This window comes from Pseudolabrys sp. FHR47, from assembly GCF_005153485.1.
GTDB lineage: Bacteria > Pseudomonadota > Alphaproteobacteria > Rhizobiales > Xanthobacteraceae > Pseudolabrys.
In genome coordinates this window covers 3,818,614-3,841,455 of the sequence record NZ_CP039740.1, presented here as the reverse complement: position 1 = coordinate 3,841,455, position 22,842 = coordinate 3,818,614, and the positions used below count along the sequence as shown (strand labels likewise).

23 protein-coding genes are annotated in these 22,842 nt (G+C 63.5%); 15 read left to right on the top strand and 8 right to left on the bottom strand.

Features of this window, described 5'->3' with window-relative positions; all coding sequences use genetic code 11:
* Positions 1–110 precede the first annotated feature (110 nt).
* The 8 genes from E8Q40_RS18790 (at position 111) to E8Q40_RS18755 (ending at position 8,561) form a co-directional block, all read left to right on the top strand.
* Positions 111–2,015, top strand: coding sequence for a M3 family oligoendopeptidase (locus E8Q40_RS18790; protein ID WP_137045974.1), 1,905 nt, complete (start codon positions 111–113; stop codon positions 2,013–2,015).
* Positions 2,016–2,089: 74 nt separating this feature from the next.
* Positions 2,090–3,463, top strand: coding sequence for an AarF/ABC1/UbiB kinase family protein (locus E8Q40_RS18785; protein ID WP_137045973.1), 1,374 nt, complete (start codon positions 2,090–2,092; stop codon positions 3,461–3,463).
* Positions 3,464–3,554: 91 nt separating this feature from the next.
* A complete protein-coding gene (locus tag E8Q40_RS18780) occupies positions 3,555–3,851 on the top strand; it encodes an aa3-type cytochrome c oxidase subunit IV (protein WP_137045972.1) in 297 nt (98 codons plus the stop codon).
* 76 nt (positions 3,852–3,927) lie between these two features.
* Positions 3,928–5,061 (top strand): Re/Si-specific NAD(P)(+) transhydrogenase subunit alpha, encoded by a 1,134-nt coding sequence (locus E8Q40_RS18775; RefSeq protein ID WP_137045971.1) that lies wholly within the window; start codon positions 3,928–3,930, stop codon positions 5,059–5,061.
* 10 nt (positions 5,062–5,071) lie between these two features.
* Positions 5,072–5,395 carry a proton-translocating transhydrogenase family protein gene (locus E8Q40_RS18770; RefSeq protein ID WP_137045970.1) on the top strand — a complete coding sequence of 108 codons (324 nt, stop codon included), beginning with the start codon at positions 5,072–5,074 and terminating at the stop codon, positions 5,393–5,395.
* 21 nt (positions 5,396–5,416) lie between these two features.
* On the top strand, positions 5,417–6,814 hold the full coding sequence (locus E8Q40_RS18765; protein ID WP_137045969.1) for an NAD(P)(+) transhydrogenase (Re/Si-specific) subunit beta: 1,398 nt from the start codon (positions 5,417–5,419) through the stop codon (positions 6,812–6,814).
* 40 nt (positions 6,815–6,854) lie between these two features.
* Positions 6,855–7,667, top strand: coding sequence for an alpha/beta hydrolase (locus E8Q40_RS18760; protein ID WP_137045968.1), 813 nt, complete (start codon positions 6,855–6,857; stop codon positions 7,665–7,667).
* Between the two features lie 18 nt (positions 7,668–7,685).
* Positions 7,686–8,561: an SDR family oxidoreductase gene (locus tag E8Q40_RS18755; protein ID WP_137045967.1), complete on the top strand. Its 876-nt coding sequence runs from the start codon at positions 7,686–7,688 to the stop codon at positions 8,559–8,561.
* Here E8Q40_RS18755 and E8Q40_RS18750 read toward each other — a convergent pair.
* The 4 genes from E8Q40_RS18750 to purE all read right to left on the bottom strand — a co-directional run bounded on the left by E8Q40_RS18750 (position 8,545) and on the right by purE (position 11,013).
* On the bottom strand, positions 8,545–8,772 hold the full coding sequence (locus E8Q40_RS18750) for a hypothetical protein (RefSeq protein ID WP_137045966.1): 228 nt from the start codon (positions 8,770–8,772) through the stop codon (positions 8,545–8,547). The two genes, E8Q40_RS18755 and E8Q40_RS18750, sit on opposite strands and share 17 nt — an antisense overlap.
* A 142-nt stretch (positions 8,773–8,914) precedes the next feature.
* A complete protein-coding gene (rpsU, locus tag E8Q40_RS18745; protein ID WP_137045965.1) occupies positions 8,915–9,217 on the bottom strand; it encodes a 30S ribosomal protein S21 in 303 nt (100 codons plus the stop codon).
* A 258-nt stretch (positions 9,218–9,475) separates the two neighbouring features.
* Positions 9,476–10,555 carry a 5-(carboxyamino)imidazole ribonucleotide synthase gene (locus E8Q40_RS18740; protein WP_137045964.1) on the bottom strand — a complete coding sequence of 360 codons (1,080 nt, stop codon included), beginning with the start codon at positions 10,553–10,555 and terminating at the stop codon, positions 9,476–9,478.
* Entirely contained in the window at positions 10,555–11,013 is a 459-nt protein-coding gene (purE, locus tag E8Q40_RS18735; protein WP_137046821.1) for a 5-(carboxyamino)imidazole ribonucleotide mutase, read from the bottom strand. Before purE ends, E8Q40_RS18740 begins: the two co-directional genes overlap by 1 nt.
* A gap of 209 nt (positions 11,014–11,222) precedes the next feature.
* Between purE and E8Q40_RS18730 the strand changes: the two genes are divergently transcribed.
* Entirely contained in the window at positions 11,223–11,831 is a 609-nt protein-coding gene (locus E8Q40_RS18730) for a GGDEF domain-containing protein (protein WP_168197910.1), read from the top strand.
* Between the two features lie 123 nt (positions 11,832–11,954).
* Here the strand turns inward: E8Q40_RS18730 and E8Q40_RS18725 are convergent, their stop codons facing one another.
* Positions 11,955–12,161 carry a YdcH family protein gene (locus E8Q40_RS18725; protein ID WP_137045962.1) on the bottom strand — a complete coding sequence of 69 codons (207 nt, stop codon included), beginning with the start codon at positions 12,159–12,161 and terminating at the stop codon, positions 11,955–11,957.
* Between the two features lie 304 nt (positions 12,162–12,465).
* Between E8Q40_RS18725 and E8Q40_RS18720 the strand changes: the two genes are divergently transcribed.
* Entirely contained in the window at positions 12,466–12,651 is a 186-nt protein-coding gene (locus tag E8Q40_RS18720; RefSeq protein ID WP_137045961.1) for a YdcH family protein, read from the top strand.
* Positions 12,652–12,898: 247 nt separating this feature from the next.
* Entirely contained in the window at positions 12,899–13,198 is a 300-nt protein-coding gene (locus E8Q40_RS18715; protein ID WP_137045960.1) for a hypothetical protein, read from the top strand.
* Positions 13,199–13,349: 151 nt separating this feature from the next.
* On the opposite strand, the gene E8Q40_RS18710 is transcribed toward E8Q40_RS18715, so the two are convergent.
* Positions 13,350–14,099, bottom strand: coding sequence for a crotonase/enoyl-CoA hydratase family protein (locus E8Q40_RS18710; protein ID WP_137045959.1), 750 nt, complete (start codon positions 14,097–14,099; stop codon positions 13,350–13,352).
* Positions 14,100–14,272: 173 nt separating this feature from the next.
* Between E8Q40_RS18710 and E8Q40_RS18705 the strand changes: the two genes are divergently transcribed.
* From E8Q40_RS18705 to E8Q40_RS18695, 3 genes are read left to right on the top strand one after another with little or no spacing between them, the layout of a single operon-like run.
* Complete coding sequence (locus E8Q40_RS18705) at positions 14,273–17,191, top strand: outer membrane protein (RefSeq protein WP_168197909.1); 2,919 nt, start codon at positions 14,273–14,275, stop codon at positions 17,189–17,191.
* A gap of 38 nt (positions 17,192–17,229) precedes the next feature.
* On the top strand, positions 17,230–17,505 hold the full coding sequence (locus tag E8Q40_RS18700; protein ID WP_137045957.1) for a hypothetical protein: 276 nt from the start codon (positions 17,230–17,232) through the stop codon (positions 17,503–17,505).
* Positions 17,506–17,545: 40 nt separating this feature from the next.
* A complete protein-coding gene (locus tag E8Q40_RS18695) occupies positions 17,546–18,274 on the top strand; it encodes a hypothetical protein (protein ID WP_137045956.1) in 729 nt (242 codons plus the stop codon).
* Positions 18,275–18,292: 18 nt separating this feature from the next.
* Here E8Q40_RS18695 and E8Q40_RS18690 read toward each other — a convergent pair whose 3' ends face one another.
* Positions 18,293–19,933 carry an acyl-CoA synthetase gene (locus E8Q40_RS18690; RefSeq protein ID WP_137045955.1) on the bottom strand — a complete coding sequence of 547 codons (1,641 nt, stop codon included), beginning with the start codon at positions 19,931–19,933 and terminating at the stop codon, positions 18,293–18,295.
* A 49-nt stretch (positions 19,934–19,982) separates the two neighbouring features.
* Positions 19,983–20,750: a sulfite exporter TauE/SafE family protein gene (locus E8Q40_RS18685; RefSeq protein ID WP_137045954.1), complete on the bottom strand. Its 768-nt coding sequence runs from the start codon at positions 20,748–20,750 to the stop codon at positions 19,983–19,985.
* Positions 20,751–20,859: 109 nt separating this feature from the next.
* Between E8Q40_RS18685 and E8Q40_RS18680 the strand changes: the two genes are divergently transcribed.
* The gene (locus E8Q40_RS18680) at positions 20,860–22,776 is read left to right on the top strand and encodes a propionyl-CoA synthetase (RefSeq protein ID WP_137045953.1); all 1,917 of its coding nucleotides are present in this window, start codon (positions 20,860–20,862) and stop codon (positions 22,774–22,776) included.
* Positions 22,777–22,842: the final 66 nt, after the last annotated feature.

The following is a 22,842-nucleotide window of genomic DNA, read 5'->3' as shown; positions in this document are numbered from 1 at the left end:
TTGCCATCGCGCCGCCATGGCGCAACGCTTAGATAAGTCGAGATTTCCGCGTCGATTCCATCCCGATTTTGTCCCTAACAAAACGTATCCGAGAAAAACGTATCCAAGCCATGGCCAGACCAGCGACCCGCAAGAAGCCCGTTGCCCGCAAAGCCGCCAAACCGGTTGCCAAGGCGCCCCCTAGGAAGGCTGCCAAGACGGCGATCAAGACAAAGCCAAAGGCGGGTGGCGCCGTCAGGCTCGGCAGCCTGCCGGACTGGAATCTCGACGATCTCTATCCGGGCATTGAGAGCACGGCGCTCAAGCAGGACCTGTCCTGGATGGACAGCGAATGCGTGGCGTTCGAGGAACTGTACAAGGGCAAGCTCGGCGTGCTCGCGGCGCAGCCCGGCGCCAGCGAGGCCTTGTGCGAGGCGGTGAAGCGCTACGAGAAGATCGCCGACGTGCTCGGCCGCATCGGCTCCTATGCCGGGCTGCTGCATGCCGGCAACTCGACCGATCAGACCATCGCCAAGTTCTATGGCGACATGAACGAGCGCATCACCACGGCGTACTCGCATCTCCTGTTCTTCGATCTGGAGCTGAACCGCATCGATGACAAGGTGCTGGACTCGGCGATGTCATCGGCTCCGCTGAGTCATTACCGGCCGTGGATCGAGGATGTGCGGAAAGAAAAGCCGTATCAGCTCGAAGATCGCATCGAGCAGCTCTTCCACGAGAAGTCGCTGACCGCTTACTCGGCCTGGAACCGGCTGTTCGACGACACCATCGCGGCGCTGCGCTTCAAGGTGCGCGGCAAGGAATTGCCGATCGAGCCGACGCTCAATTTCATGCAGGACACCGACGGCGCCAAGCGCAAGGATGCCGCCGAGGCTTTGGCGAAGACCTTCAAGGCCAATCTGCGGCCCTTCACGCTGATCACCAATACGCTCGCCAAGGACAAAGAGATTTCCGACCGCTGGCGCGGCTTCAAGGATGTCGCCGACGCGCGGCATCTGTCGAACCGGGTCGAGCCGGAGGTGGTCGAGGCTCTGGTCTCGGCCGTGCGCGCCGCCTATCCGAAGCTGTCGCATCGCTATTACGCGCTGAAGGCAAGCTGGTTCGGCAAGAAGAAGCTCGCGCACTGGGATCGCAACGCGCCACTGCCAAAGGTCGAGCAACGCAGCATTCCGTGGACCGACGCGCGCAATACGGTGCTCACGGCCTACGGCGCTTTTTCACCGACGATGGCGGAAGTGGCGGATCGTTTCTTCCAGAAGAACTGGATCGATGCCGGCGTGCGGCCGGGCAAGCAGCCCGGCGCGTTCTCGCATCCGACCGTGCCGTCAGCGCATCCTTATGTGCTGATCAACTATCAGGGCAAGCCGCGCGATGTCATGACGCTGGCGCATGAACTCGGCCACGGCGTGCATCAAGTATTGGCTGCACCGAACGGCGCGCTGATGGCGCCGACGCCTTTGACGCTCGCGGAGACCGCCAGCGTGTTCGGCGAGATGCTGACCTTCCGCAAGCTGCTTGCCAACACCACCGACAAGAAGCAGCGCAAGGCCATGCTCGCCGCCAAGGTCGAGGACATGATCAATACGGTGGTGCGGCAGATCGCGTTCTACACTTTCGAGCGCAAGGTTCATCTCGAGCGCCGCAACGGTGAACTCACCGCCGACAAGCTCTGCGAACTGTGGATGTCGGTGCAGTCGGAAAGTCTCGGGCCGGCGATCGATCTCAGGCCTGGCTACGAGACCTTCTGGGTTTACATCCCGCACTTCATCCATTCGCCGTTCTATGTCTACGCCTATGCCTTCGGCGATTGCCTCGTGAACTCGCTCTATGCGGTCTATGAGAAGTCGGAGAGCGGCTTTGCCGAGCGCTACCTCGCCATGCTGTCGGCCGGCGGCACCAAGCATCATTCCGAACTGCTGGCCCCGTTCGGCCTCGATGCCCGCGATCCGAAGTTCTGGGACGGGGGCCTGAGCGTCATCGCGAAGCTGATCGAGGAGCTGGAGGGGTTGGGGTAGGGCCGGCATCAAGCTGCCGGCCACGCGACACTGCGTGATCTTTTATTGGGCCCGTCGCGTACTAGATTGACATCATGGCCGCCGATATTCCCGACGACTCCGAACGAAACCGCTTTTCCGCCCGCGCCGCGCGCTATGCCAAGGTCGGCACCCGCGTCGGTGGCGTCGCCGCGCGCATGGCGGGGCAAAGGTTCCTCGGCGCGCAGGGCGATCGCGCGGGTAACGCCGAGGCGCTCGCTACAGCGCTCGGCAGCCTGAAGGGGCCATTGATGAAGGTGGCGCAATTGCTTGCCACCATCCCCGACGCAGTGCCGCCGGAATACGCCAGCGAGCTGATGAAGCTGCAGAGCCAGGCGCCGCCGATGGGCTGGGCGTTTGTGAAGCGGCGGATGTCCTCCGAACTCGGCCCCGACTGGCAGGCAAAGTTCAAGTCGTTCGAGCACCACCCGGCCGCGGCCGCCTCGCTCGGCCAGGTGCATCGCGCGGAAGCCCTCGACGGCCCGCAGCTTGCCTGCAAGCTCCAGTATCCCGATATGCAGTCGGCGGTCGAAGCCGACCTGCAGCAGCTCAACCTTCTATTCTCGCTGCGCAAGCGCTTCGAGCCGGCGATCGATACCGACCAGATCGCGGTCGAGATCGGCGCGCGCCTGCGCGAAGAACTGGACTACGCGCGCGAGGCCAAACACGTCGCACTCTATCGGCATATGCTGCGCGACGAGCCGCTGATCCGCGTGCCGAATGTCTGGCCGGAATTATCGACCGGGCGACTCCTGACCATGGACTGGATGGAGGGCACGAAGATGCTGTCGCATAAGGAGGACAGCCTCGAGGTCCGAAACCGTCTCGCCACGGCGATGTTCACCGCCTGGTGGTTTCCGTTCAGCCGTTTCGGCGTCATTCACGGCGATCCGCATCTCGGCAATTACTCGGTCTTTGCGGAGGGCGGTGCGCCGGCCGGCATCAATCTCATGGACTACGGCTGCATCCGCATCTTTCCGCCCAGCTTCGTCGGCGGCGTGGTCGATCTTTATCAGGGGCTGCTGCACGATGACGAGGCGCGGGTGGTCAAGGCCTACGAGACCTGGGGCTTCCGCCGCCTGACCCGCGAGCTGATCGATACCCTGAATATCTGGGCGCGGTTCATCTACGGCCCGCTGCTCGACGACCGCGTCCGCTCCATCGCCGACGGCGTAAAGCCCTCGGACTACGGCCGCAGGCAGGCCTTCCAGGTCCATCAGGCCCTGAAAAAACTTGGGCCGGTGCAGGTACCGCGCGAATTCGTCTTCATGGACCGCGCCGCCATCGGCCTGGGGGCGGTCTTTCTCCATCTGGCCGCGGAGCTGAATTTTTATCGCCTGTTCAACGCGGCAATCGAGAATTTCTCGGTCGGCGACGTCGCGGCCCGCCAGGCGGTTGCGCTCGAGACCGCCGGACTCGCGGTCGTTTAAGGGCCCGTTCGTCGCGGTTCGCCCGTTGCCCTGTGGCCGCGATTGCGCTAACCCCTGTGGCGCTAGGGAAAGCGAACGGAGACTCCCCACCATGGCCGACCACGGGCCCGTCGAATACGCCACCGCGACCGGCAACGATTACCCGGTGCATGAGCAGACCTACGAAAGCTTCGTCAAATATGCATTTGACGGGACTATCCACGTCATCAATCTGCTGCTGGGGCTCACGGTCGGCGGCGTGCTTGGCCACTGGTTGACGGCGATCCCGGTCTTCCTGATCGCGATCATCGGCCTGGTCGTGGCGCTCGGCTCGGGCTCGAAGACGCCGAGCTATGTGGCGTTTATCCTCAGCTTCCTGATCTTCGGCTTCACCGCCCTGTCTCATTAGCGCATAATCTGCCCGGGTAGGGGCTGGGGCCGTTTCGGGACCCTGGGCCTTCGGCTGGGCGAGCGGAGGCTATCGGATGCGTATTGCGGTTGCACGGGAAACCGAGGCCAATGAGCCGCGTGTCGCGGCGAGCCCCGAGACCGTCAAGAAATTCAAGGCGCTGGGCGCCGAGGTGGTGGCCGCGCGCGGCGCCGGCAACGCCTCCGGTTATCCCGATGCCGAATACGAAGCGGCCGGCGCGACGATCGCCGACGCGGTCGGCGGCGATGCCGACATGATCCTGAAGGTTCGGCGGCCCTCGGCCGGCGAGATCGCGTCCTACAAGAAGGGCGCCATTGTCATCGCCATCATGGATCCTTACGGCAACGACGCCGCGCTGAAAGCGATGGCCGATGCTGGGCTGACCACCTTCGCTATGGAATTGATGCCGCGCATCACCCGCGCGCAGTCGATGGACGTGCTGTCGAGCCAGGCCAACCTTGCCGGCTATCGCGCCGTGATCGACGGCGCGGAGACCTACGGCCGCGCCATGCCGATGATGATGACCGCGGCCGGCACCGTGCCGGCGGCGCGCGTCTTCGTCATGGGTGTCGGTGTCGCCGGTCTGCAGGCGATCGCCACCGCGCGCCGCCTTGGCGCCGTCGTTACCGCGACTGACGTGCGCCCCGCCACCAAGGAGCAGGTGGAAAGTCTCGGCGCCAAATTCCTCGCCGTTGAGGACGAGGAATTCAAGAACGCGCAGACCGCCGGCGGCTACGCCAAGGAAATGTCGAAAGAGTATCAGGCCAAGCAGGCCGCCCTGGTCGCCGAGCACATCAAGAAGCAGGACATCGTCATCACCACCGCGCTGATCCCGGGCCGTCCGGCGCCGAAGCTGGTCAGCGCCGAGATGGTGGCCTCGATGAAGCCGGGTTCGGTCATCGTTGATCTCGCGGTCGAGCGCGGCGGCAATGTCGAGGGCGCGGTGCCGGGGCAGGTGGTGCAGGTCGGTCCCGCCAAGATCGTCGGCCATCTCAATGTGCCGGGCCGTCTCGCGGCCTCGGCTTCGGCGCTTTACGCCAAGAACCTTCTCACCTTCATCGACACCATGATCGACAAGAAGGAGAAGAAGCTCGCCATCAACTGGGACGACGAGCTGATCAAGGCGACCATGCTGACGCGCGACGGCGCCGTCGTGCATCCGAATTTCATGCCGAAGACGGCGGCCTAAGGGGGCATCCATGCACGACATTGCAGCCGCGGTTGACCCCTTTGTCTTCCGCCTCTCGATTTTCGTTCTCGCCGTGTTCGTCGGCTACTACGTGGTCTGGTCGGTGACCCCGGCGCTGCATACGCCGCTGATGTCGGTCACGAACGCCATTTCCTCCGTCATCGTCGTCGGCGCGCTGCTCGCGGTAGGCGTGCCGTTGGTCGTGGACGATAACGGCCCGCTCTGGGCGCGCGCCTTCGGCTTCGTGGCGTTGATTTTCGCGTCGATCAATATTTTCGGCGGCTTCCTGGTCACCTCGCGCATGCTCGCGATGTACCAGAAGAAAAAGAAGTGATGACGGGAGAGTAATGACGCCATGAGCGCCAACCTAGCCGCCTTGCTCTACCTCGTCGCCGGTGTGCTGTTCATCCTGGCGCTACGCGGCCTGTCGAGCCCCGATTCATCGCGCCGCGGCAATATGTTCGGCATGGTCGGCATGACCATCGCTGTGCTGACGACCTTGGCCGCGCATCCGCCGGCCAGCGCCACGTCCTGGGCGCTGGTGATCGGCGGCATCGCCATCGGTGGCGCCATCGGCGCGGTGATCGCGCGCAAGGTGCCGATGACCTCGATGCCGGAACTGGTCGCCGCCTTCCACTCGCTGGTCGGCATGGCCGCGGTGCTGGTCGCCGCCGGCGCCTATTACGCGCCGGCCGCCTTCGACATCGGCACGCGCGGCGCCATCCACAAGGCGAGCCTCGTCGAAATGGCGCTCGGTGTCGCCATTGGCGCGCTGACCTTCACCGGCTCGGTGATCGCGTTCCTCAAGCTGTCGGGCCGCATGTCGGGCGCGCCGATCATGCTGCCGGCACGCCACATCATCAACATCGTGCTGGCGCTGGCGCTGGTGTTTTTCATCTACGGGCTGGTGCAGTCTCAGAGCCAGATCGACTTCTGGCTCATCACGATCCTGGCGCTGGCGCTCGGCGTCCTGATGATCATCCCGATCGGCGGCGCCGACATGCCGGTCGTGATCTCGATGCTCAACTCCTATTCGGGCTGGGCCGCCGCCGGCATCGGCTTCACGCTCGGCAACTCGGCGCTGATCATCACCGGCGCGCTGGTCGGCTCCTCGGGCGCGATCCTGTCCTACATCATGTGCCACGCGATGAACCGTTCGTTCATCTCGGTCATCCTCGGCGGCTTCGGCGGCGAGACCGCGGCGGCGGGTGGCGGTGGCGGCGAGCAACGTCCGGTCAAGCTCGGTTCGGCGGACGACGCTGCCTACATCATGAAGAACGCGCAGAAGGTCATCATCGTGCCGGGCTACGGCATGGCGGTGGCGCAGGCGCAGCACGCGCTCAAGGAAATGGCCGACAAGCTCAAGGCCGAAGGCGTCGAGGTGAAGTACGCTATTCACCCGGTCGCCGGCCGCATGCCCGGCCACATGAACGTGCTGCTCGCCGAGGCCAATGTGCCCTATGACGAGGTGTTCGAGCTCGAGGATATCAACTCTGAGTTCGCGCAGGCCGATATCGCCTTCGTCATCGGCGCCAACGACGTCACCAACCCGGCGGCGGAAGAAGACAAGACCTCGCCGATTTATGGCATGCCTGTCCTTCAGGTCTGGAAGGCCGGCACCGTGATGTTCATCAAGCGCTCGCTCGCCTCGGGCTATGCCGGCATCGACAATCCGCTGTTCTACCGCGACAACACCATGATGCTGCTCGGCGACGCCAAGAAGATGACGGAGAGCATCGTCAAGGCGATGTAGTTCCGGCGATGTAGGCCGGCGATCGCCAAGCGAGATCCAGATGGCCATTCTCAAATGGTCGGCGATCGTAGTCATAGTCGGTTATGCCGGCCTGGTGGCTGCAGTCTATCTGATGCAGCGCGCCGTGATGTATCCCGCGCCGCAGACCGGGCGAATTGCTCCTGCGGCGGCGGGATTCCCACAAGCGCAGGAAATCACACTCGAAACGGCAGATGGCGAGAAGGCCATCGCCTGGCACGTGCCGCCACGCGACGGCAAGCCGGTGGTCCTGTTCTTTCATGGCAATGGCGAGGTGCTGGCCTGGCGCGTGCCGCGCTTCAGCGGCATTGTCGAAGACGGCACCGGGCTGATCGCGCTGTCGTTTCGCGGCTATGCCGGCTCGACGGGCAGCCCGAGCGAAGCAGGGCTGATCGCCGATGCCGAGGCGGCCTATCGCTTTGCCGCGTCGCGCTATGCTCCTCAGCGCATCGTACCGTGGGGTTATTCGCTCGGCAGCGGCGTCGCGGTCGCTATCGCGGCCACCCATCCGGTCGGCGGCCTGATCCTCGAAGCGCCTTACACGTCGACCGTGGACATTGCCGCCGCCGCCTTTCCTTATCTGCCGGTGCGCTGGCTGTTGCGTGACAGCTTTCATTCGGACCGTCGCATCGGCAATGTCCGCGCGCCGCTGCTGGTCATGCATGGCGTCAAGGACCGGGTAATACCCATTCGTTTCGGCGAGCGGCTCTTTGCGCTGGCGAATGAGCCCAAGCGCATGGTGCGCTTCGCCGAAGCCGACCATGTCTATAGCGACGATATCGGCACGCTGGCGGCCGTGCGGCAGTTTCTCGCCGGCCTGCCGCGTGTGGATTGAAACCAAGGCGGTGTCGCCATGAATCTGCTCATCTTCGGCCTCGGCTTTTCCGCCTCGCATTATCTCGCGCTTGATGCGGCGCACTGGAGCCAAGTCACCGCGACCGTGCGCGATCCCGCCCGCGCCGCTGCGCTCGATGCGGCAACGCCCGCGCATATCAAGGTTCTGTCTTTCGATGGCAGCGCCGCTTCACCGGCGCTGATGGAAGCCATCGCTCAAGCCGATGCGCTGCTCATCTCCGCGCCGCCGGGGGAGGCGGGCGATCCGGTGCTCGGCTGCTGCGGCGAAGCGCTGATCAAGGCGGGCCGCGTCCGCGATGTGGTCTATCTCTCGACGCTCGGCGTCTACGGCAATTACGACGGCGCCTGGGTCGATGAAAGCAGCGAATGCCGCGCCAAGGACGGCCGCACGCGGCGACGCTACGAGGCCGAGCAGGCGTGGCTCGATTTCGGCGCGCGCAGCGGCGCGGTGGTGACGATCCTGCGGCTTGCCGGCATTTACGGTCCCGGCCGCAGCGCACTCGACAATGTACGGGCCGGCACCGCGCGCATCATCGACAAGCCGGGGCAGGTGTTCAACCGCATCCATGTCGCCGATATCGCGCAGGCGATTGAAGCGTCGTTCGCGCGCCGTGTCGGTGGTATCTTCAATGTCTGCGATGACGAGCCGACGCCGCCCGGCGATCCGATTGTCTATGCGGCGAAGCTGCTCGGTGTGTCGCCGCCGCCCGCCATTCCGTTTGAGGTCGCGCGGCAGTCGATGTCGCCGATGGCGGTCAGCTTCTATGCCGATTGCCGGCGCGTGCGGAACGATCGCCTCAAATCGGTGCTCGGCGTGTTGTTACGTTATCCGACCTATCGTGAAGGCCTGGACGCGCTCAGGCGCTTTTCTTGATCGCGACGAGGCCGAAATCGACCGGCGCGCCGCAATGCTCGCAGGCAAGGCCGCCCTGGCCGGTCGGCAATTCGCAGTCGGCGCCGAATTCGGCGATCATCCTGTTGACGTCATAGGCCGCGGTCCAGCCGCAATCCGGCTCGAGGCAGGCGGCCTCGAGTTGCAGGTTCATGTCGCGAATGGACCCGAGCGTCCAGGGTTTGCTGGCCATCTTGATTCCTCCGCGTGCCGGCGTCGCCAAAATAAAACGCGGGCGTTCTTGCGAACGCCCGCGTCGAATACATGTCGGTCAGATTAGCCCGTGATTCGCCGAATGTCAGCGTCGCGGGAATACCGTCAGAAGCGCTTCCAGATCAGAAGCGCGGCGCGCCGCCACGGCCGCCGGCACCGGCGCCACGGCCTTCGCCGCCACGGCCACCCGGACCGCCCATCACGGGCTTCGGCTTCATCGGCAGCAGGCCTTCGCGCTGCATCTTCTTGCGCGCGAGCTTGCGGGCGCGGCGCACGGCTTCGGCCTTTTCGCGGGCCTTCTTCTCGGACGGCTTTTCGTAGTGGCCGCGAAGCTTCATCTCGCGGAAGATCCCCTCACGCTGCATCTTCTTCTTGAGCGCCTTGAGGGCCTGATCGACGTTGTTGTCGCGAACGAGAACTTGCACGCTTGCTCCTTAGCTGATGCCAGATTGGCAGATGTCGGTCGTGTTCGAATTTCGGGTCGAAAACCGCGTAATCGCAGGGCTTTCGAGTCGGGTGCCTATAGCAGGCCTGCGACCCCGAGTCCAACAAAACGCGCCAAATTGGCGGTTTTGCGCCCCGCGAGCCGTTTTTCTCATATAAGGCGGGCGTTTTTGGCCGCCAGAGGGCCAGAAACGCCGAATTTGGCCTTCAGACGGCCTCCGCCCGAGCCGGAACCGGCCCTACTTCGCCGGCCAGACCCGGGTCACGTGGCCCATCTTGCGCCCCGGTCGGGCATCCGGCTTGCCGTAGAGGTGGATCGACGTACCGGGCAGGGCCAGCCAGGGCGCGAGGTCATGCACCTCGTCACCGATCAGGTTGGTCATCTCAACCTTGCGGCCGAGCCGCAGCGGTTTGGCCAGCGGCCAGCCGGCGACGGCGCGGATGTGCTGCTCGAACTGCGAGACGGTCGCGCCATCGAGCGTCCAGTGTCCGGAATTATGGACGCGCGGCGCGATCTCGTTGACCATCAGCGCCTGCTTGCCCTTGACCTTGACGACGAACATCTCGACGCCGAGCACGCCGACATAGTCCAGCGCCTTGGCGATGCGGGTGGCGATCTTCTCGGCTTCCTTCGCAGTGTCTTCGGTGACCTTGGCGGGCACGGTCGAGGTCTTGAGAATGTGGTTCTGGTGATCGTTCTCGGTCACCTCGAAGCACTCGACGCGGCCGTCGGCCGAGCGCGCGGCGATCACCGACACCTCGCGCTGGAATTTGACGAAGCCCTCGAGCACGCAGGGCTTGTTCTTGAGCGAGCGCCACGCCGCATTGGCGTCGCCGCCCGGCATGATCTTGACCTGACCCTTGCCGTCATAGCCCATGGTGGTGGTTTTCAGCACCGCGGGCAGGCCGACTTTCTCGATACCGGCGGCGAGCTGCGCCGCCGAATGCACCGGCGCATAGGGCGCGACCGGAATCTTCAGCGCCGAGATGAAATTCTTTTCGATCAGGCGATCCTGCGTCGTTTCCAGCACCTTCGGATTGGGATGCACCGGCTTTCGCTTGCCCAGCACTTCGGCGGTGCGCGCCGGAATGTTTTCGAATTCGTAGGTGATGACATCGACCGAAGCTGCGAACTTGGCCAGCGCGGCCTCGTCTTCATAGGCCGCGCAGGTGTGAGCTTTGGCTACCTCGAACGCGCCGGAGTCTTTTTCCGGCGAATAGATATGGCAATGCAGGCCGAGCCGCGCCGCAGCAAGCGCCAGCATGCGGCCGAGCTGGCCGCCGCCGAGAATGCCAATGGTGGAGCCGGGTTTCAGCATTAATCCTTCGGCTTCTTCTTCACCGAACTCGTTTGCTTCGCCCGCCACGCATCGAGCCGCTTGGCGATCCTGTCGTCCGACAGCGCCAGAATGGCAGCGGCCAGCAGTGCCGCGTTGATGGCGCCGGCCTTGCCGATCGCCAGGGTGCCGACCGGAATGCCGCCCGGCATTTGCAGGATCGACAGCAGCGAATCCTTGCCCTCCAGCGCGTGGGTGTTCATCGGCACGCCGAGCACGGGCAGCGGCGTCATCGAGGCCGTCATGCCGGGCAGATGCGCGGCGCCGCCGGCGCCGGCGATCACCACCTTGAAACCGTTGTCGCGGGCCGAATGGGCAAAGTCGTAGAGCCGCTTCGGGGTGCGGTGCGCCGAGACGATCAAGGCCTCGTAGCCGATCTTGAGGGCATCGAGCGTGTCCGTGGCGTGTTTCATCGTGGCCCAGTCGGATTGACTGCCCATGATCACGGCGATCGGCTTGGCCACGTTTTTAGGCAAGATTTCGCTCCCCGGATGCGCCACCCCCGGCGCAGGAAAGCGGCGGATTATAGGTTTTGAACCCCTGCTGGCAAGGCGAAACGGTCGGTCTTCCCGTGGCGTTCGGCCCCGCTGCCGCTATGCTGACGGCAAGTGATTCTGTCCGTTTCCATCGACAGCCGGCGAAGGACAGCGTGCCCGCAGCAAAGCCCCAGCGAGCCGTGACGGAAGACAGGCCGGATGCGCCTCCCCAGGAACTCCTGGAGGAAGTCCGCCGGCTCAGGCGCGACCTCGTGCATGCCCAGGAACGGATTGCCGAACTGGAGGCCCGCGCCGATGTCGATCCGCTGCTCGATGTGCTCAACCGCCGCGGCTTCGAGCGCGAGCTGACCCGCTCGCTTGCCTATTTCGCACGCTACGGTACGCGGGCAGGGCTGATCTTCATCGATCTCGACGGCTTCAAGCCGATCAATGACATTTACGGGCATACCGCCGGCGATGCGCTGCTCAAGGCGGTGGCCGCGACCTTGGTGTCGCGCGTGCGCGCCTCGGACGTGGTGGCCCGGCTCGGCGGCGATGAGTTCTGCGTCCTGATGTGGAATGCCGACCAGAACCTCGTGGCAGCCAAGGCGCTCGATCTGGAGGCCATCATTGCCCAGGCCCGGATCGAATATAGCGGGGCCAACCTGTCGGTCGGCGCCAGTGCCGGCGGCGTGGCCCTGCGGGCCGGTATCACCGCGGCAGAACTGATTGCGGAAGCCGACCGCGCCATGTATGCGCGCAAGAAGTCGAAGCGCGGGTAGGCCGCCTCCGGCTCGTCATCGCCCGCGAAGGCGGGCGATCCAGTAGTCACCGAATCCACTGTTGGATGTAGCGCTGGATACCCCGCTTTCGCGGGGTATGACGGCACTCTCAGGCCTGTCGCTTCATGCAATGATATCCGGCGTGATCTGATCCTCGATCTGCCTGATCTTGTCGCGCAGGATGAGCTTGCGCTTCTTCAGCCGCTGCACCTGGATCAGGTCGGACCCCGGCGATACCGCCAGGGCGGTAATCGCGGCGTCAAGATCGCGATGCTCCTGCTCCAGGCGGGCGAGCAGGGCGCGCAGCGCGGTCTCGTCATTGTCATTCATGGGACTGGTCGTTCACAGCGGCCGCGGAGGGAAGCGCTTTCCATGAGAGGTATTCTGCAGCGCGGTGCGACATAAATTATCACGTTTTCCACAGAGCGGCACAAGCGGTGCGAAAAAACACCGGTCGATCAAGGGGCTCGCTCAGGCTTGAGGAACCCTTAACCGCCGCCGCCGGTCGCGCTTGTGATCCGCTCGCGTTAGACTTAAATTTATTGTGGCCAATCGGAGTGCCATATCAAAGACAGAAAGCCTTGCTGCACTGAAAAACCTGATCGAAGAACCAAGGATTGAGGAGACATCTGACATGTCGATGCAATCGCATCTTGCGGAACTCGAAAAGAAGCATAAGGCCCTCGAACAACAAATTCACGATTGCCAAGCCCACCCCGCTGTCGACGATCTCCAGGTGGTGGAACTCAAACGCAAAAAGCTCCTGGTCAAGGACGAGATCGAAAGGCTGCGGCATAACGCGCCACACAGTCTCCATTAGCCCGACTGAAAACTCCAAGGGTGCGGCGCCCGGCGCGGGCGTGCGGCTATCCTGATAAGTTGAACCGCCGGCTCGCTGCCGACAGCGCCGGCGGTTTTGCTTTGGAGCGTTTTCAGGCGAAATGGAAACCGGTTCGCCGTCCGGAAACGCGACAGAACAAGAATCCAGGCGGTACCGCCATCGGCGTGGCGTGCCTTGCCGAGGACATTATTTGGGGTAAATTCGGCGGGCGATTTGAGGGGCCGTCATGACACGTCGCCAGACCGTATTGTTAGCGCTTGCCGGAGCCGCCGCGGCGGCTTTCGTGATGCTCGCCGACCATCCGGCGGTGGCGCTGACCCTTGAGAATTACAGCGGTGCGGGCAATGGGCCGGCCAATGGCTGGACCGACCTCAACTACAACGACCCGAACAAGAAGCCCTCCAAGGACGGCGACAAGCGCACCCTGGACACCGGCCCGCGCATTTTCTTCGGGCCGTCGGGCAGCGCCAACCAGAACTTCAGCCCGAGCCAGTACTTTCAGCCGAATTATCTGATGGGCAAGTAGCGGCTGGGTCGCTGCTTGATCGAGGAAATTAAAATTCCGTCATGGCCGGGCTTGTCCCGGCCATCCACGTTTTTGGGTGTTGCTAAGACGTGGATGCCCGGCATAAAGCCGGGCATGACGAGCGCGTGGCCGCGTTCGCGCTAACAATGCGCTACTTCTTCCGCGTCATGAACGCCATGAAGGCGGCCTGCGCCTCCTGCGACTTGAGGCGCAGCTTGAAGGCATCGGCTTCCTCGTCGATGCGCTTGACGATCTCGTCAACTGAGCCGCGCATCAAGCGCCGCGACATCAGCACGCCTTGCGCCGGCAAAGCTGCGATCTTTTGCGCCGCGGCCAGCGCCGTCGCGTCGGTTTCGGCCGGCTCGACCACGTCATTGACGATACCGGCTTCTCGGGCCTCCTGCGCATGCAGTGGCTGGCCCATCACTAATAGTGCGAAGGCGCGGGCGTGGCCCATCAGCCGCGGCGCCACCAGGCTTGAGGCCGCTTCCGGCACAAGGCCGAGCCCGACGAAAGGCGTGAGCAGGCGCACACTGGTGCCGGCGACAACATAGTCGCAATGCAGGAGCATGGTCGTACCGACGCCGACGGCGTTGCCGTTCACCGCCGCGACCACCGGCTTTTCGCAGCGGACCAGCGCATGGAGGAAATCGAGGATCGGCTGGCCGAGCCCGCCTGAACCCTGCGCCGCCTTCATGAAGTCGCCGATATCGTTACCGGCGCAGAACACGTCCGGCCCGCCAGCGATCATCAGGCAGCGGATATCGGCGTTGTGCGCGGTGCCGGCGATCGCTTCCGCCATCGCTTCGTACATCGGCAGCGTCAGCGCGTTCTTCTTGTCCAGCCGGTTCATGCGAATGACGCGAACCGGACCTTGGTCGGTGACGAGGATGTCGGACATGGGTTTCTCTCCCTTCCGCTCTTCATAGTCGCTGCGTTGGTAAAGTTCCACCGCGCATTCTTGGGCGGGGTGTTGCTCGAACGCAATTGCTTCGGACAAGTCCATCGGACAATATGGTCGCCGTACTGCCGAGCATGGGACAGCTCGGGCGAGTTGGGAATTCGGGGGCTTCGGTGAAAGTGGAAGTGAAGGCCGGCGCCTTTATCGCCGGCTTTTTTGTTGCTGGAATTTTGTCGTCGTCGGCTGCCGAGGCGCCAGCCTGGGATTGGACCGGCTTTTATGCCGGCACGCATATCGGTAACGCGGCCTCCGACAATCAGTGGAAGAGCGCTACCGGCACCGGCGCGGAATTTCCGGGCGCCTTCACCGCCGGCGGAATCGTGAACGGCTTCCAGGCCGGCTACAATCGCCAGTGGGGCCGCTGGGTCGTCGGCGTCGAAGCCGAGGCGACGCTCGCCGATATCGACGGCACGGCACGATGCGCCAACGGTATCTACCTTTGCGATAGCGCGATCGACGGCCTTGGCACGCTGGCACTGCGGGGCGGCTACACCTTCGGCCGACTTCTGGCCTACGGTAAGGCCGGCGGCGCGCTGCTGCATGAACATCTGAAGATGACGCCGACACCCGGCGCCGGCCAGACCGAAACGCTGGTCGGCAAGGCATGGCGCGGCGGCTGGATCGTGGGCGGCGGCCTCGAATATGCGCTGACGCCGTCGCTGTCGGCCAAGGTCGAGTATGACTTCCTCAAATTCACCGGCGACATTCCATTCAGCGGCAACGAAGGCAACAACATCGATGTTGGGCTTTCGCAGCAGATCCATCTGGTCAAGATCGGCTTGAACACCAAGCTCGGCGAGCGTTCGCCGTTCGAGCGCTCGCCCTGGGCGGGATCCGGCGTTGCGTCCTCTCATAACTGGACGGGCCTCTACGTCGGCGTCCATGCCGGTGGCGCATTCGGCACCACCGACTGGAATTCCGCCGACGGCGTCCTCAATGCCTTTTCGACGCAGACCTTCGCTGGCTCCGGCACCGCCGACGGATCGATCCTCGGCGGGCAGCTCGGCTACAATGCGCAGTTCGGTCCTTGGGTCGTCGGCGCCGAACTGGCGGCGAGCTGGGCTAATCTCGACGGCTATGCCAAGTGCGCAACCAGCGCGGCGACTGACAGCTACGTCTGTCACAGCCGGATGAACAGCCTGTACACGGCGACCGGACGGCTCGGCCTGACTTACGGCAATTTCCTGCTCTACGGCCTTGCCGGCGCCGCCTTTGGCACCGAAACGCACGACGCCTATCGCTCGAGCGGAACGCCCGAACTTTCGGGATCGAGCAAGCGCACCGGCTATGTGCTCGGTTCCGGCCTCGAATACGCCTTCACGCCCGCCTTCTCAGGCAAGGTTGAATACAACTTTGTGCAGTTCGGCGAGAAGACCGTCGCGCTATCCGGCGCCACCGGCACATCGAACGTCGCGATCGGCCAGGATATCCATCTCGTCAAGTTCGGTCTCAACTACAAGCTTGGCGAGGATGTTCGGGCCAGCCACTCCGCATCGCTGTTCTCCTCTTCGCCGATGGTATCGAGCGGCTGGGTGATGGAAGCGGGGTTGCGTTACTTCTATAGCAACGGCAAGTCGCAGCAGGACTTGTTCTCCAGCACCGTGCCCGGGCAGGTCAACTCGCGCCTGATTTACAGCGGTTTGCTCAGTCAGTCGGCCGAGGCCTTCGTCCGCCTCGATCACGACAGCCGCGTTTTCATCAAGGGCAATCTTGGCATCGGCTCGATCACAAGCGGAACGCTGTACGACGAGGACATGCCGCCGGACACCACGCCGTACTCCGACACGATCCACACGATCCGCGACTCGAGCATGCGCTACGGCAGTCTCGATCTCGGTTACAAACTTATCGATGGCGCCGCGGGCGATCTCGGTCCTTACGTCGGCTATCGTTATTTCTACCAGCGCGCCCGCGGCTTCGGCTGCGCCCAGGTGGCGCAAGGCAACATCTGCGATGCGGCCGGTGCGATACCGACGACCAACGCGGCGCTGACCGAGACGGAAACCTGGCGCGGCGTTGCCATCGGCGTGAACAGCCGCATGAATCTCGCGCCGCGCTGGAAGCTGGAAGTCGATGCCGCCTATCTGCCTTACCTCGACCGCGCCGGTGTCGACAATCACTGGGCGCGCGCCGACATCAACCCGGGCCCGGAGAATGGTAGCGGCTGGGGCGCGCAGATCGAGGCGCTGTTGTCTTATGCCGTGACGCCGCGTTTCAGCGTCGGCGTCGGCGGCCGCTACTGGTACTTTGCCACGCTCGACGGCTCGTCTCAGTTTCCACGGGGTGGCGCCGCGCCGCTCAAATACACCGCCGACCGCTACGGCGGCTTCCTGCAGGCCTCATACAAGATCGGCGGCACGGAAGCGCACGGCTTCGCGGCCGATGAGCGTGAGCCGCGCGTCGACTGGACCGGCTTCTATGCCGGCGGTCATCTTGGCGCGGGCGTCGGCAGGTTCGACTGGAGCGACCCTTATCCGACGCCGCCGACCGGTGATCGCGTGAAGATGGCCGGCGCGCTGGGAGGCGCGCAACTCGGCTACAACGCGCAGTTCGGCCAGTTCGTCGCCGGCGCGGAACTGTCGGGCTCGTTCGCGCGGCTTGAAGGCGCCGACACCTGCTTCGGTCTGCTGACGCCATCCAACAATGCCGGCTTCCAGTGCGAGAACACCGTGCTGCCGCTCGGCACGGTCACCGGCCGGCTCGGTTACGCTTTCGGCCGCAGCATGCTCTACGGCCGGGCGGGCGCCGCGGTGGCGCGCGTCAACTACACGCTCAATTCGGTGGCGGCCGGCGGCGCCATTGATGGCGAAACCGTGACCGACTGGGGCTGGACCGTGGGCGGCGGTCTCGAGCATTCGCTCAATGCGCGCTGGTCGGTGAACCTTGACTACAAGTATATCGACTTCGGTTCGCGCTCGGTGGCGTTCGATGTTCCGGCCGTCGCCGCCGCAGTGACGCCGAACACCATCAAATCGCACCAGCACCTGATGACGATGGGCGTCAACTATCACTTCACCCCGATGACGCGGTAAGGTGTCCCGGCGCGAAGTGTAGCGCAAGGAGATGTGCGATGCGGTTTTTGGCGGCGCTCGTGGCCCTGACGTCTCTTGTCGGCTGCGCCCAATACGATGAGACGCGGAGAGCGAACCTGGAGGCGGCCGCGCAGGAGCAGGTCGCCGCCCATGACGCGAATTGCCAGGCGTCCGGCCTCAAGCCCGGTTCGGCGGAGTACGACGATTGCCGCAAGCGCCTCGCTAACGAACAGGCCAACAAGGGCACGCGCGGCTACCAGCGCATGCTCAATGTGATGGAGAATGACAGAGGCGGGCGCCCGTTCGGGCAGTAGGGGGAAGCAAGGCCTCCCGCCTCATTTCCGGGGTGTAGAGATGAGATCGACTGACATTCGGCAAGATTTTTTGAAGACAGCAAAATTGCTGGAGCGTGTTTTTCGACGTCTTGAAGGAAAAATTCCTGCTCCAAAGCGGATGCCGTGGAAAGACGGATTTGTGTTTCGTTATTCAGAGAAGACTCCGCACCAAGCTATTATTCAGAAGCTTGCTCGTACTGTAAGCGGACTTTATGCGATTGTTGCTTTAATTGACCGGGGGCTATTTCAAGAGCAGGGCGTAATTCAAAGAGTGCTCGACGAAATCGAAGAAGATGTCTTGTTTCTCTCATTTGGCGTCATTCGTAACGAGATAACCGAGCGTCATAAGAAATATCTTGAATATTTTTACGCGGAAGAGTTTGAAGACCCGGAAGATATTTATGGGTCTCATTCTAGTCGAGGCATGATTCCACGGGCCAAAATACGTGCATATGTAAACTCGATTATTGGCGACGAGGAGTCACGCGGTAACGCCGCAGGAAAGATATTGGCTAAGGCCTATTCTGGATATGTTCATGCTGCGTCGCCGCAGATTATGGATATGTATGGTGGTCATCCGCCTGCCTACGATTTGAACGGAATGCTTGGCTATCTTAGGGTGGCGGGACAAGCTGAGGATGCCAAAAACTACTTCTTCCGTGGCTTGGCATCGTTTGCAATAGCTGCAAAAGCGTTTGACGATGAGGCGATATTTCAAGAGTTATATGAGGCGGCGTCGGTTTTCTGATCAGAATCATTTGGATTTCTACACCCCCTTCGTCATCTCTCGCAGCCTGAACTTTTGAATCTTCCCCGTGCTGGTCTTCGGGATTTCCGCGAAGACAAAATGGCGCGGCACCTTGTAGCCGGCAAGGTGCTTCTTGCACCACGCGGTGAGGTCCTCGACGCTGGCCGTCGCGCCGGGTTTGAGTTCGATAAAGGCGCAGGGCGTCTCGCCCCATTTGTCATCCTGCTTGGCGACCACCGCGACCGCCATCACCGCCGGATGCTTGTACAGCGCGTCCTCGACTTCGATCGATGAGATGTTCTCGCCGCCGGAGATGATGATGTCCTTACTGCGGTCCTTGAGCTGGATATAGCCATCGGGGTGCATGACGCCGAGATCGCCGGTGTGGAACCAGCCGCCTTCGAATGCGGCGTCGGTCGATTTGCGGTTCTTCAGATAGCCCTTCATCACCACATTGCCGCGCATCATCACTTCGCCCATGGTCGCGCCGTCGCGCGGCACCGGCTGCATGGTCTCCGGATCGAGGACGTCGAGCGCTTCCAGCGCGCCATAGCGCACGCCCTGGCGCGCCTTTTTCGCCGCCTGATCCGCGGCGGGCAGGGCGTCCCATTCGCTGTGCCAGTCGTTCACCACCGACGGCCCATAGCATTCGGTGAGGCCGTAGAGATGGGTGACATTGAAGCCGGCGTCCTTCATCGCCGCGAGCACCGCTTCGGGCGGCGGCGCCGCGGCGGTAAAGAACTCGACCACATGCGGCAGCGGTTTCTTCTCGGCCTCCGACGCGTTGAGCAAGGTCGCCATCACGATCGGCGCGCCGCACAGATGCGTCACTTTATAATTCGCGATGGCGTCATACATCGCCGCCGCGCGTACATAGCGCAGGCAGACATGGGTGCCGGCCACCACCGAGATCGACCACGGGAAGCACCAGCCATTGCAGTGGAACATCGGCAGCGTCCACAGATAGACCGGATGCTTGCCCATCGCGCAGGTGACGACATTGCCGACCGCGAGCAGATGCGCGCCGCGATGATGATAGACCACGCCCTTCGGGTCGCCGGTGGTGCCGCTCGTGTAGTTGAGCGTAATGGCGTCCCATTCGTCGTCGGGCATTGCCCATGCGAAATCCGGATCGCCCTGCGCAATGAAATCCTCGTACTCCATCTCGCCGAGCCGCTCGCCTCTATCGGAACCTTGGCCTGAATACTCCGGGTCGTCGTAATCGATGATCAGCGGCTTCACCTTAGCGAGGGCCAGCGCTTCCTTGACCGTCCTGGAATATTCGCGGTCGGTGATCAGCACCTTGGTTTCGGCGTGATCGAGCGAGAAGGCGATGATCGCCGCGTCGAGCCGCGTGTTCAGCGTGTTGAGCACGCCCTGGCACATCGGCACGCCGTAATGCGCCTCCAGCATGGCCGGCGTATTGGCGAGCATCACGCTGACTGTGTCGCCGCGCTTGATGCCGCGCTTCGCCAGCGCCGAGGCCAGCCGCCGCGAGCGCGCATAGAAGTCCGCATAGCTCCGCCGCAGCGCGCCATGAATGATGGCGGTGCGGTCCGGGAATACGCTGGCGGCGCGCTCGAGAAAACCGAGCGGGGTCAGCGGCTGATGATTGGCCGGGTTGCGGTCGAGATCGGTGTCGTAGGGCGTTTTCGCCATTGGTCGTTTCCCCTCAATGGCGGGAGGTTACGAGGCCGCCGTGCCGCAATCAAGGAAGCCACAACTCCACCACACCCTCGCGGGTGAGTTCCAGCGCCAGCACCAGCATGACCACCAGCATGATGCGGTAGAAGCGCTCCTGCGGCGTCACCTTGACCAGCCAGAAGCCGAGCCAGTTCGCCGCCATCGCCAGCGGCAGCAGCACCAGCGAGGTGCCGAGGCTCTTGGTCGAGAAATTGCCGAGCGCGAAATAGGGGACGACCTTGATGGCGTTGATCAGCGCGAAGGTGAAGGCCGTGGTGCCGACAAAGGTCATCTTCGCCAGCCGCATCCGCAGCGCATACATTTGATAAGGCGGGCTGCCGGCCTGGCAGATGGTCGAGGTGAAGCCCGACAGCGCGCCCCAGAACACGCCGGCGCCAATGCCCGGTCGCCCGGGCTCGCGCGGCACCCGCAGCATGCCGATAAGGGAATAGGCGACGAAGGCGATGGTGAAGCCGCCGATCAGGAGGCGCACCGCGGCGTCCGAGATATAGGACGCCAGCCACCAGGCAATGCCGATGCCGATCAGCGAGCCGGACACGAAGATGGCGACGATGCGCCCGCTCCAGTCCTTGCGATAGACCCACACCGCATTGGCGTCCTGCACCAGCATGATCGGCAGCAGGATGGCGGCGGCTTCCAGCGGCGGCATGATGATGGCCAGCATCGGCGTCGCCATTTGCCCCATGCCGGCAAAGCCGCCCTTCGACAGGCCGAGCGCGATTACCGCCGGTATCGCAAGCGCGTAGAAAAGGGGGTCGGTGATGACGGTCACGGCCGGCGTTTCTCTCCAACTTTTTCCCTACGCAATCAACCGGATATCCGCCAGCCTTGTTTCAGCATACCCGGCGGGACACAATGCACGGCAAAGAGGGGAAACTGCCATGGACGCTGCCACAAGCCGCTATCACCAGACCTATGCCCAGTGGCGCACCGATCCGGAGGGCTTCTGGCGCGAGGCCGCCGAGGCCATCGACTGGATCGAAAAGCCGAAGACCGTGTTCGACGGCGCGCAGGGCGTCTATGGCCGCTGGTTTCCCGATGGCGTCTGCAACACCTGCTACAACGCGCTCGACCGCCATGTCGAAGCCGGCCGCGGCCAGCAGGCGGCGCTGATCTACGATTCCCCGGTCACCGGCCAGAAGATCACCTACACCTACGGCCGCATGCTGTCCGAGGTGCAGATTCTCGGTGCGATCCTCAACGATTTCGGCATCCGCAAGGGCGACACCGTCATCATCTACATGCCGATGGTGCCGGAGGCCGTGTTCGCCATGCTCGCCTGCGCGCGCATCGGCGCCGTGCATTCGGTGGTGTTCGGCGGCTTCGCGCCGAAGGAGCTCGCCACCCGCATCGACGATTCCAAGCCGAAGCTCATCCTGTCGGCGAGTTGCGGCATCGAGGGGCAGCGCGTCATCGCCTACAAACCCTTGCTGGATGAGGCGATCAACCTCTCAACGCACAAGCCCGACACCTGCATGATCCTGCAGCGCCCGCAATGCGAGGCGCGGCTCATCGAAGGCCGCGATCACGACTGGCGCAAGACCTGGGAGAACGCGGTCCATTACGCCAAGACCTCGGACTGTGTGCCGGTGAAGGCGACCGACCCGCTCTACATTCTCTACACCTCGGGCACGACCGGCATCCCGAAAGGCGTGGTGCGCGACAATGGCGGCCACATGGTCGCGCTGAAATGGTCGATGAAGAATCTCTACAACATCGATCCCGGCGAGGTGTGGTGGTGCGCCTCCGACATCGGCTGGGTGGTCGGCCATTCCTATATCGTTTACGGCCCGCTCCTGCACGGCGCGACCTCGGTGATGTACGAAGGCAAGCCGGTCGGCACCCCGGATGCCGGCGCGTTCTGGCGCGTCATCTCCGATCACAACGCCGTGGCGTTGTTCACGGCGCCGACCGCCTTCCGCGCCATCCGCAAGGAAGACCCGGACGCCAAGCTGCTCAAGCAATACGAGCTCAAGAAATTCCGCACCTTGTTCCTCGCCGGCGAGCGCGCCGATCCGCCGACCATCGAATGGGCGGAAGAGGTGCTCGGCGTGCCGGTGGTCGATCACTGGTGGCAGACCGAGACCGGCTGGTGCATCGCCGGCAATCCGGTCGGCCTCGGCCTTCTGCCGGTGAAGCACGGTTCGGCCTGCGTGCCGATGCCGGGTTATCAGGTCGATGTGGTGGATGAGGCCTGCCATCCGGTGCCGGCGGGCAAGATCGGCTCCATCGTCATCAAGCTGCCGATGCCGCCCGGCGCGTTTCCCACCTTGTGGCAGAACGACGAGCGCTTCCGGGAATCCTATCTCGCCGAGTTCCCCGGCTACTACAAAACGGCGGACGCCGGCTACAAGGACGACGACGGCTATGTCTTCGTCATGGGCCGCACCGACGATATCATCAATGTCGCCGGCCACCGGCTTTCGACCGGCGGCATGGAGGAAGTTCTGGCCTCGCACAAGGATGTCGCCGAATGCGCCGTGCTCGGCGTGCGCGACTCGTTGAAAGGCGAAGTGCCCTGCGGCTTCATCGTGCTCAAGGCCGGCGTCAACCGCGACCCGGCGACCATCGAGCAGGAGATCGTGCAGCTCGTGCGCGACAAGATCGGCCCGGTGGCGGCGTTCAAGCTGGTGGTCACCGTGCAGCGCCTGCCCAAGACGCGCTCAGGCAAAATCCTGCGCGGCACCATGAAGAAAATCGCCGACGGCGATCAGTGGACCATGCCCGCGACCATCGACGATCCGGCGATCCTCGGCGAGATCGGCGAGGCGTTGAAGGGGCACGGGGTGGGGACGTAGTTTTTTCCGAGCGTGCGGTGGAAGCGCGAGGTCGATATAAACTCGTCATGGCCGGGCTTGTCCCGG

Bases quoted from the DNA above. Each gene is read 5' to 3' on its own strand.
- E8Q40_RS18790 (WP_137045974.1), top strand. From the start codon at position 111: ATGGCCAGACCAGCGACCCGCAAGAAGCCCGTTGCCCGCAAAGCCGCC.
- E8Q40_RS18785 (WP_137045973.1), top strand. From the start codon at position 2,090: ATGGCCGCCGATATTCCCGACGACTCCGAACGAAACCGCTTTTCCGCC.
- E8Q40_RS18780 (WP_137045972.1), top strand. From the start codon at position 3,555: ATGGCCGACCACGGGCCCGTCGAATACGCCACCGCGACCGGCAACGAT.
- E8Q40_RS18775 (WP_137045971.1), top strand. From the start codon at position 3,928: ATGCGTATTGCGGTTGCACGGGAAACCGAGGCCAATGAGCCGCGTGTC.
- E8Q40_RS18770 (WP_137045970.1), top strand. From the start codon at position 5,072: ATGCACGACATTGCAGCCGCGGTTGACCCCTTTGTCTTCCGCCTCTCG.
- E8Q40_RS18765 (WP_137045969.1), top strand. From the start codon at position 5,417: ATGAGCGCCAACCTAGCCGCCTTGCTCTACCTCGTCGCCGGTGTGCTG.
- E8Q40_RS18760 (WP_137045968.1), top strand. From the start codon at position 6,855: ATGGCCATTCTCAAATGGTCGGCGATCGTAGTCATAGTCGGTTATGCC.
- E8Q40_RS18755 (WP_137045967.1), top strand. From the start codon at position 7,686: ATGAATCTGCTCATCTTCGGCCTCGGCTTTTCCGCCTCGCATTATCTC.
- E8Q40_RS18750 (WP_137045966.1), bottom strand. From the start codon at position 8,772: ATGGCCAGCAAACCCTGGACGCTCGGGTCCATTCGCGACATGAACCTG.
- E8Q40_RS18740 (WP_137045964.1), bottom strand. From the start codon at position 10,555: ATGCTGAAACCCGGCTCCACCATTGGCATTCTCGGCGGCGGCCAGCTC.
- purE (WP_137046821.1), bottom strand. From the start codon at position 11,013: ATGGGCAGTCAATCCGACTGGGCCACGATGAAACACGCCACGGACACG.
- E8Q40_RS18725 (WP_137045962.1), bottom strand. From the start codon at position 12,161: ATGAATGACAATGACGAGACCGCGCTGCGCGCCCTGCTCGCCCGCCTG.
- E8Q40_RS18720 (WP_137045961.1), top strand. From the start codon at position 12,466: ATGTCGATGCAATCGCATCTTGCGGAACTCGAAAAGAAGCATAAGGCC.
- E8Q40_RS18715 (WP_137045960.1), top strand. From the start codon at position 12,899: ATGACACGTCGCCAGACCGTATTGTTAGCGCTTGCCGGAGCCGCCGCG.
- E8Q40_RS18710 (WP_137045959.1), bottom strand. From the start codon at position 14,099: ATGTCCGACATCCTCGTCACCGACCAAGGTCCGGTTCGCGTCATTCGC.
- E8Q40_RS18700 (WP_137045957.1), top strand. From the start codon at position 17,230: ATGCGGTTTTTGGCGGCGCTCGTGGCCCTGACGTCTCTTGTCGGCTGC.
- E8Q40_RS18695 (WP_137045956.1), top strand. From the start codon at position 17,546: ATGAGATCGACTGACATTCGGCAAGATTTTTTGAAGACAGCAAAATTG.
- E8Q40_RS18690 (WP_137045955.1), bottom strand. From the start codon at position 19,933: ATGGCGAAAACGCCCTACGACACCGATCTCGACCGCAACCCGGCCAAT.
- E8Q40_RS18680 (WP_137045953.1), top strand. From the start codon at position 20,860: ATGGACGCTGCCACAAGCCGCTATCACCAGACCTATGCCCAGTGGCGC.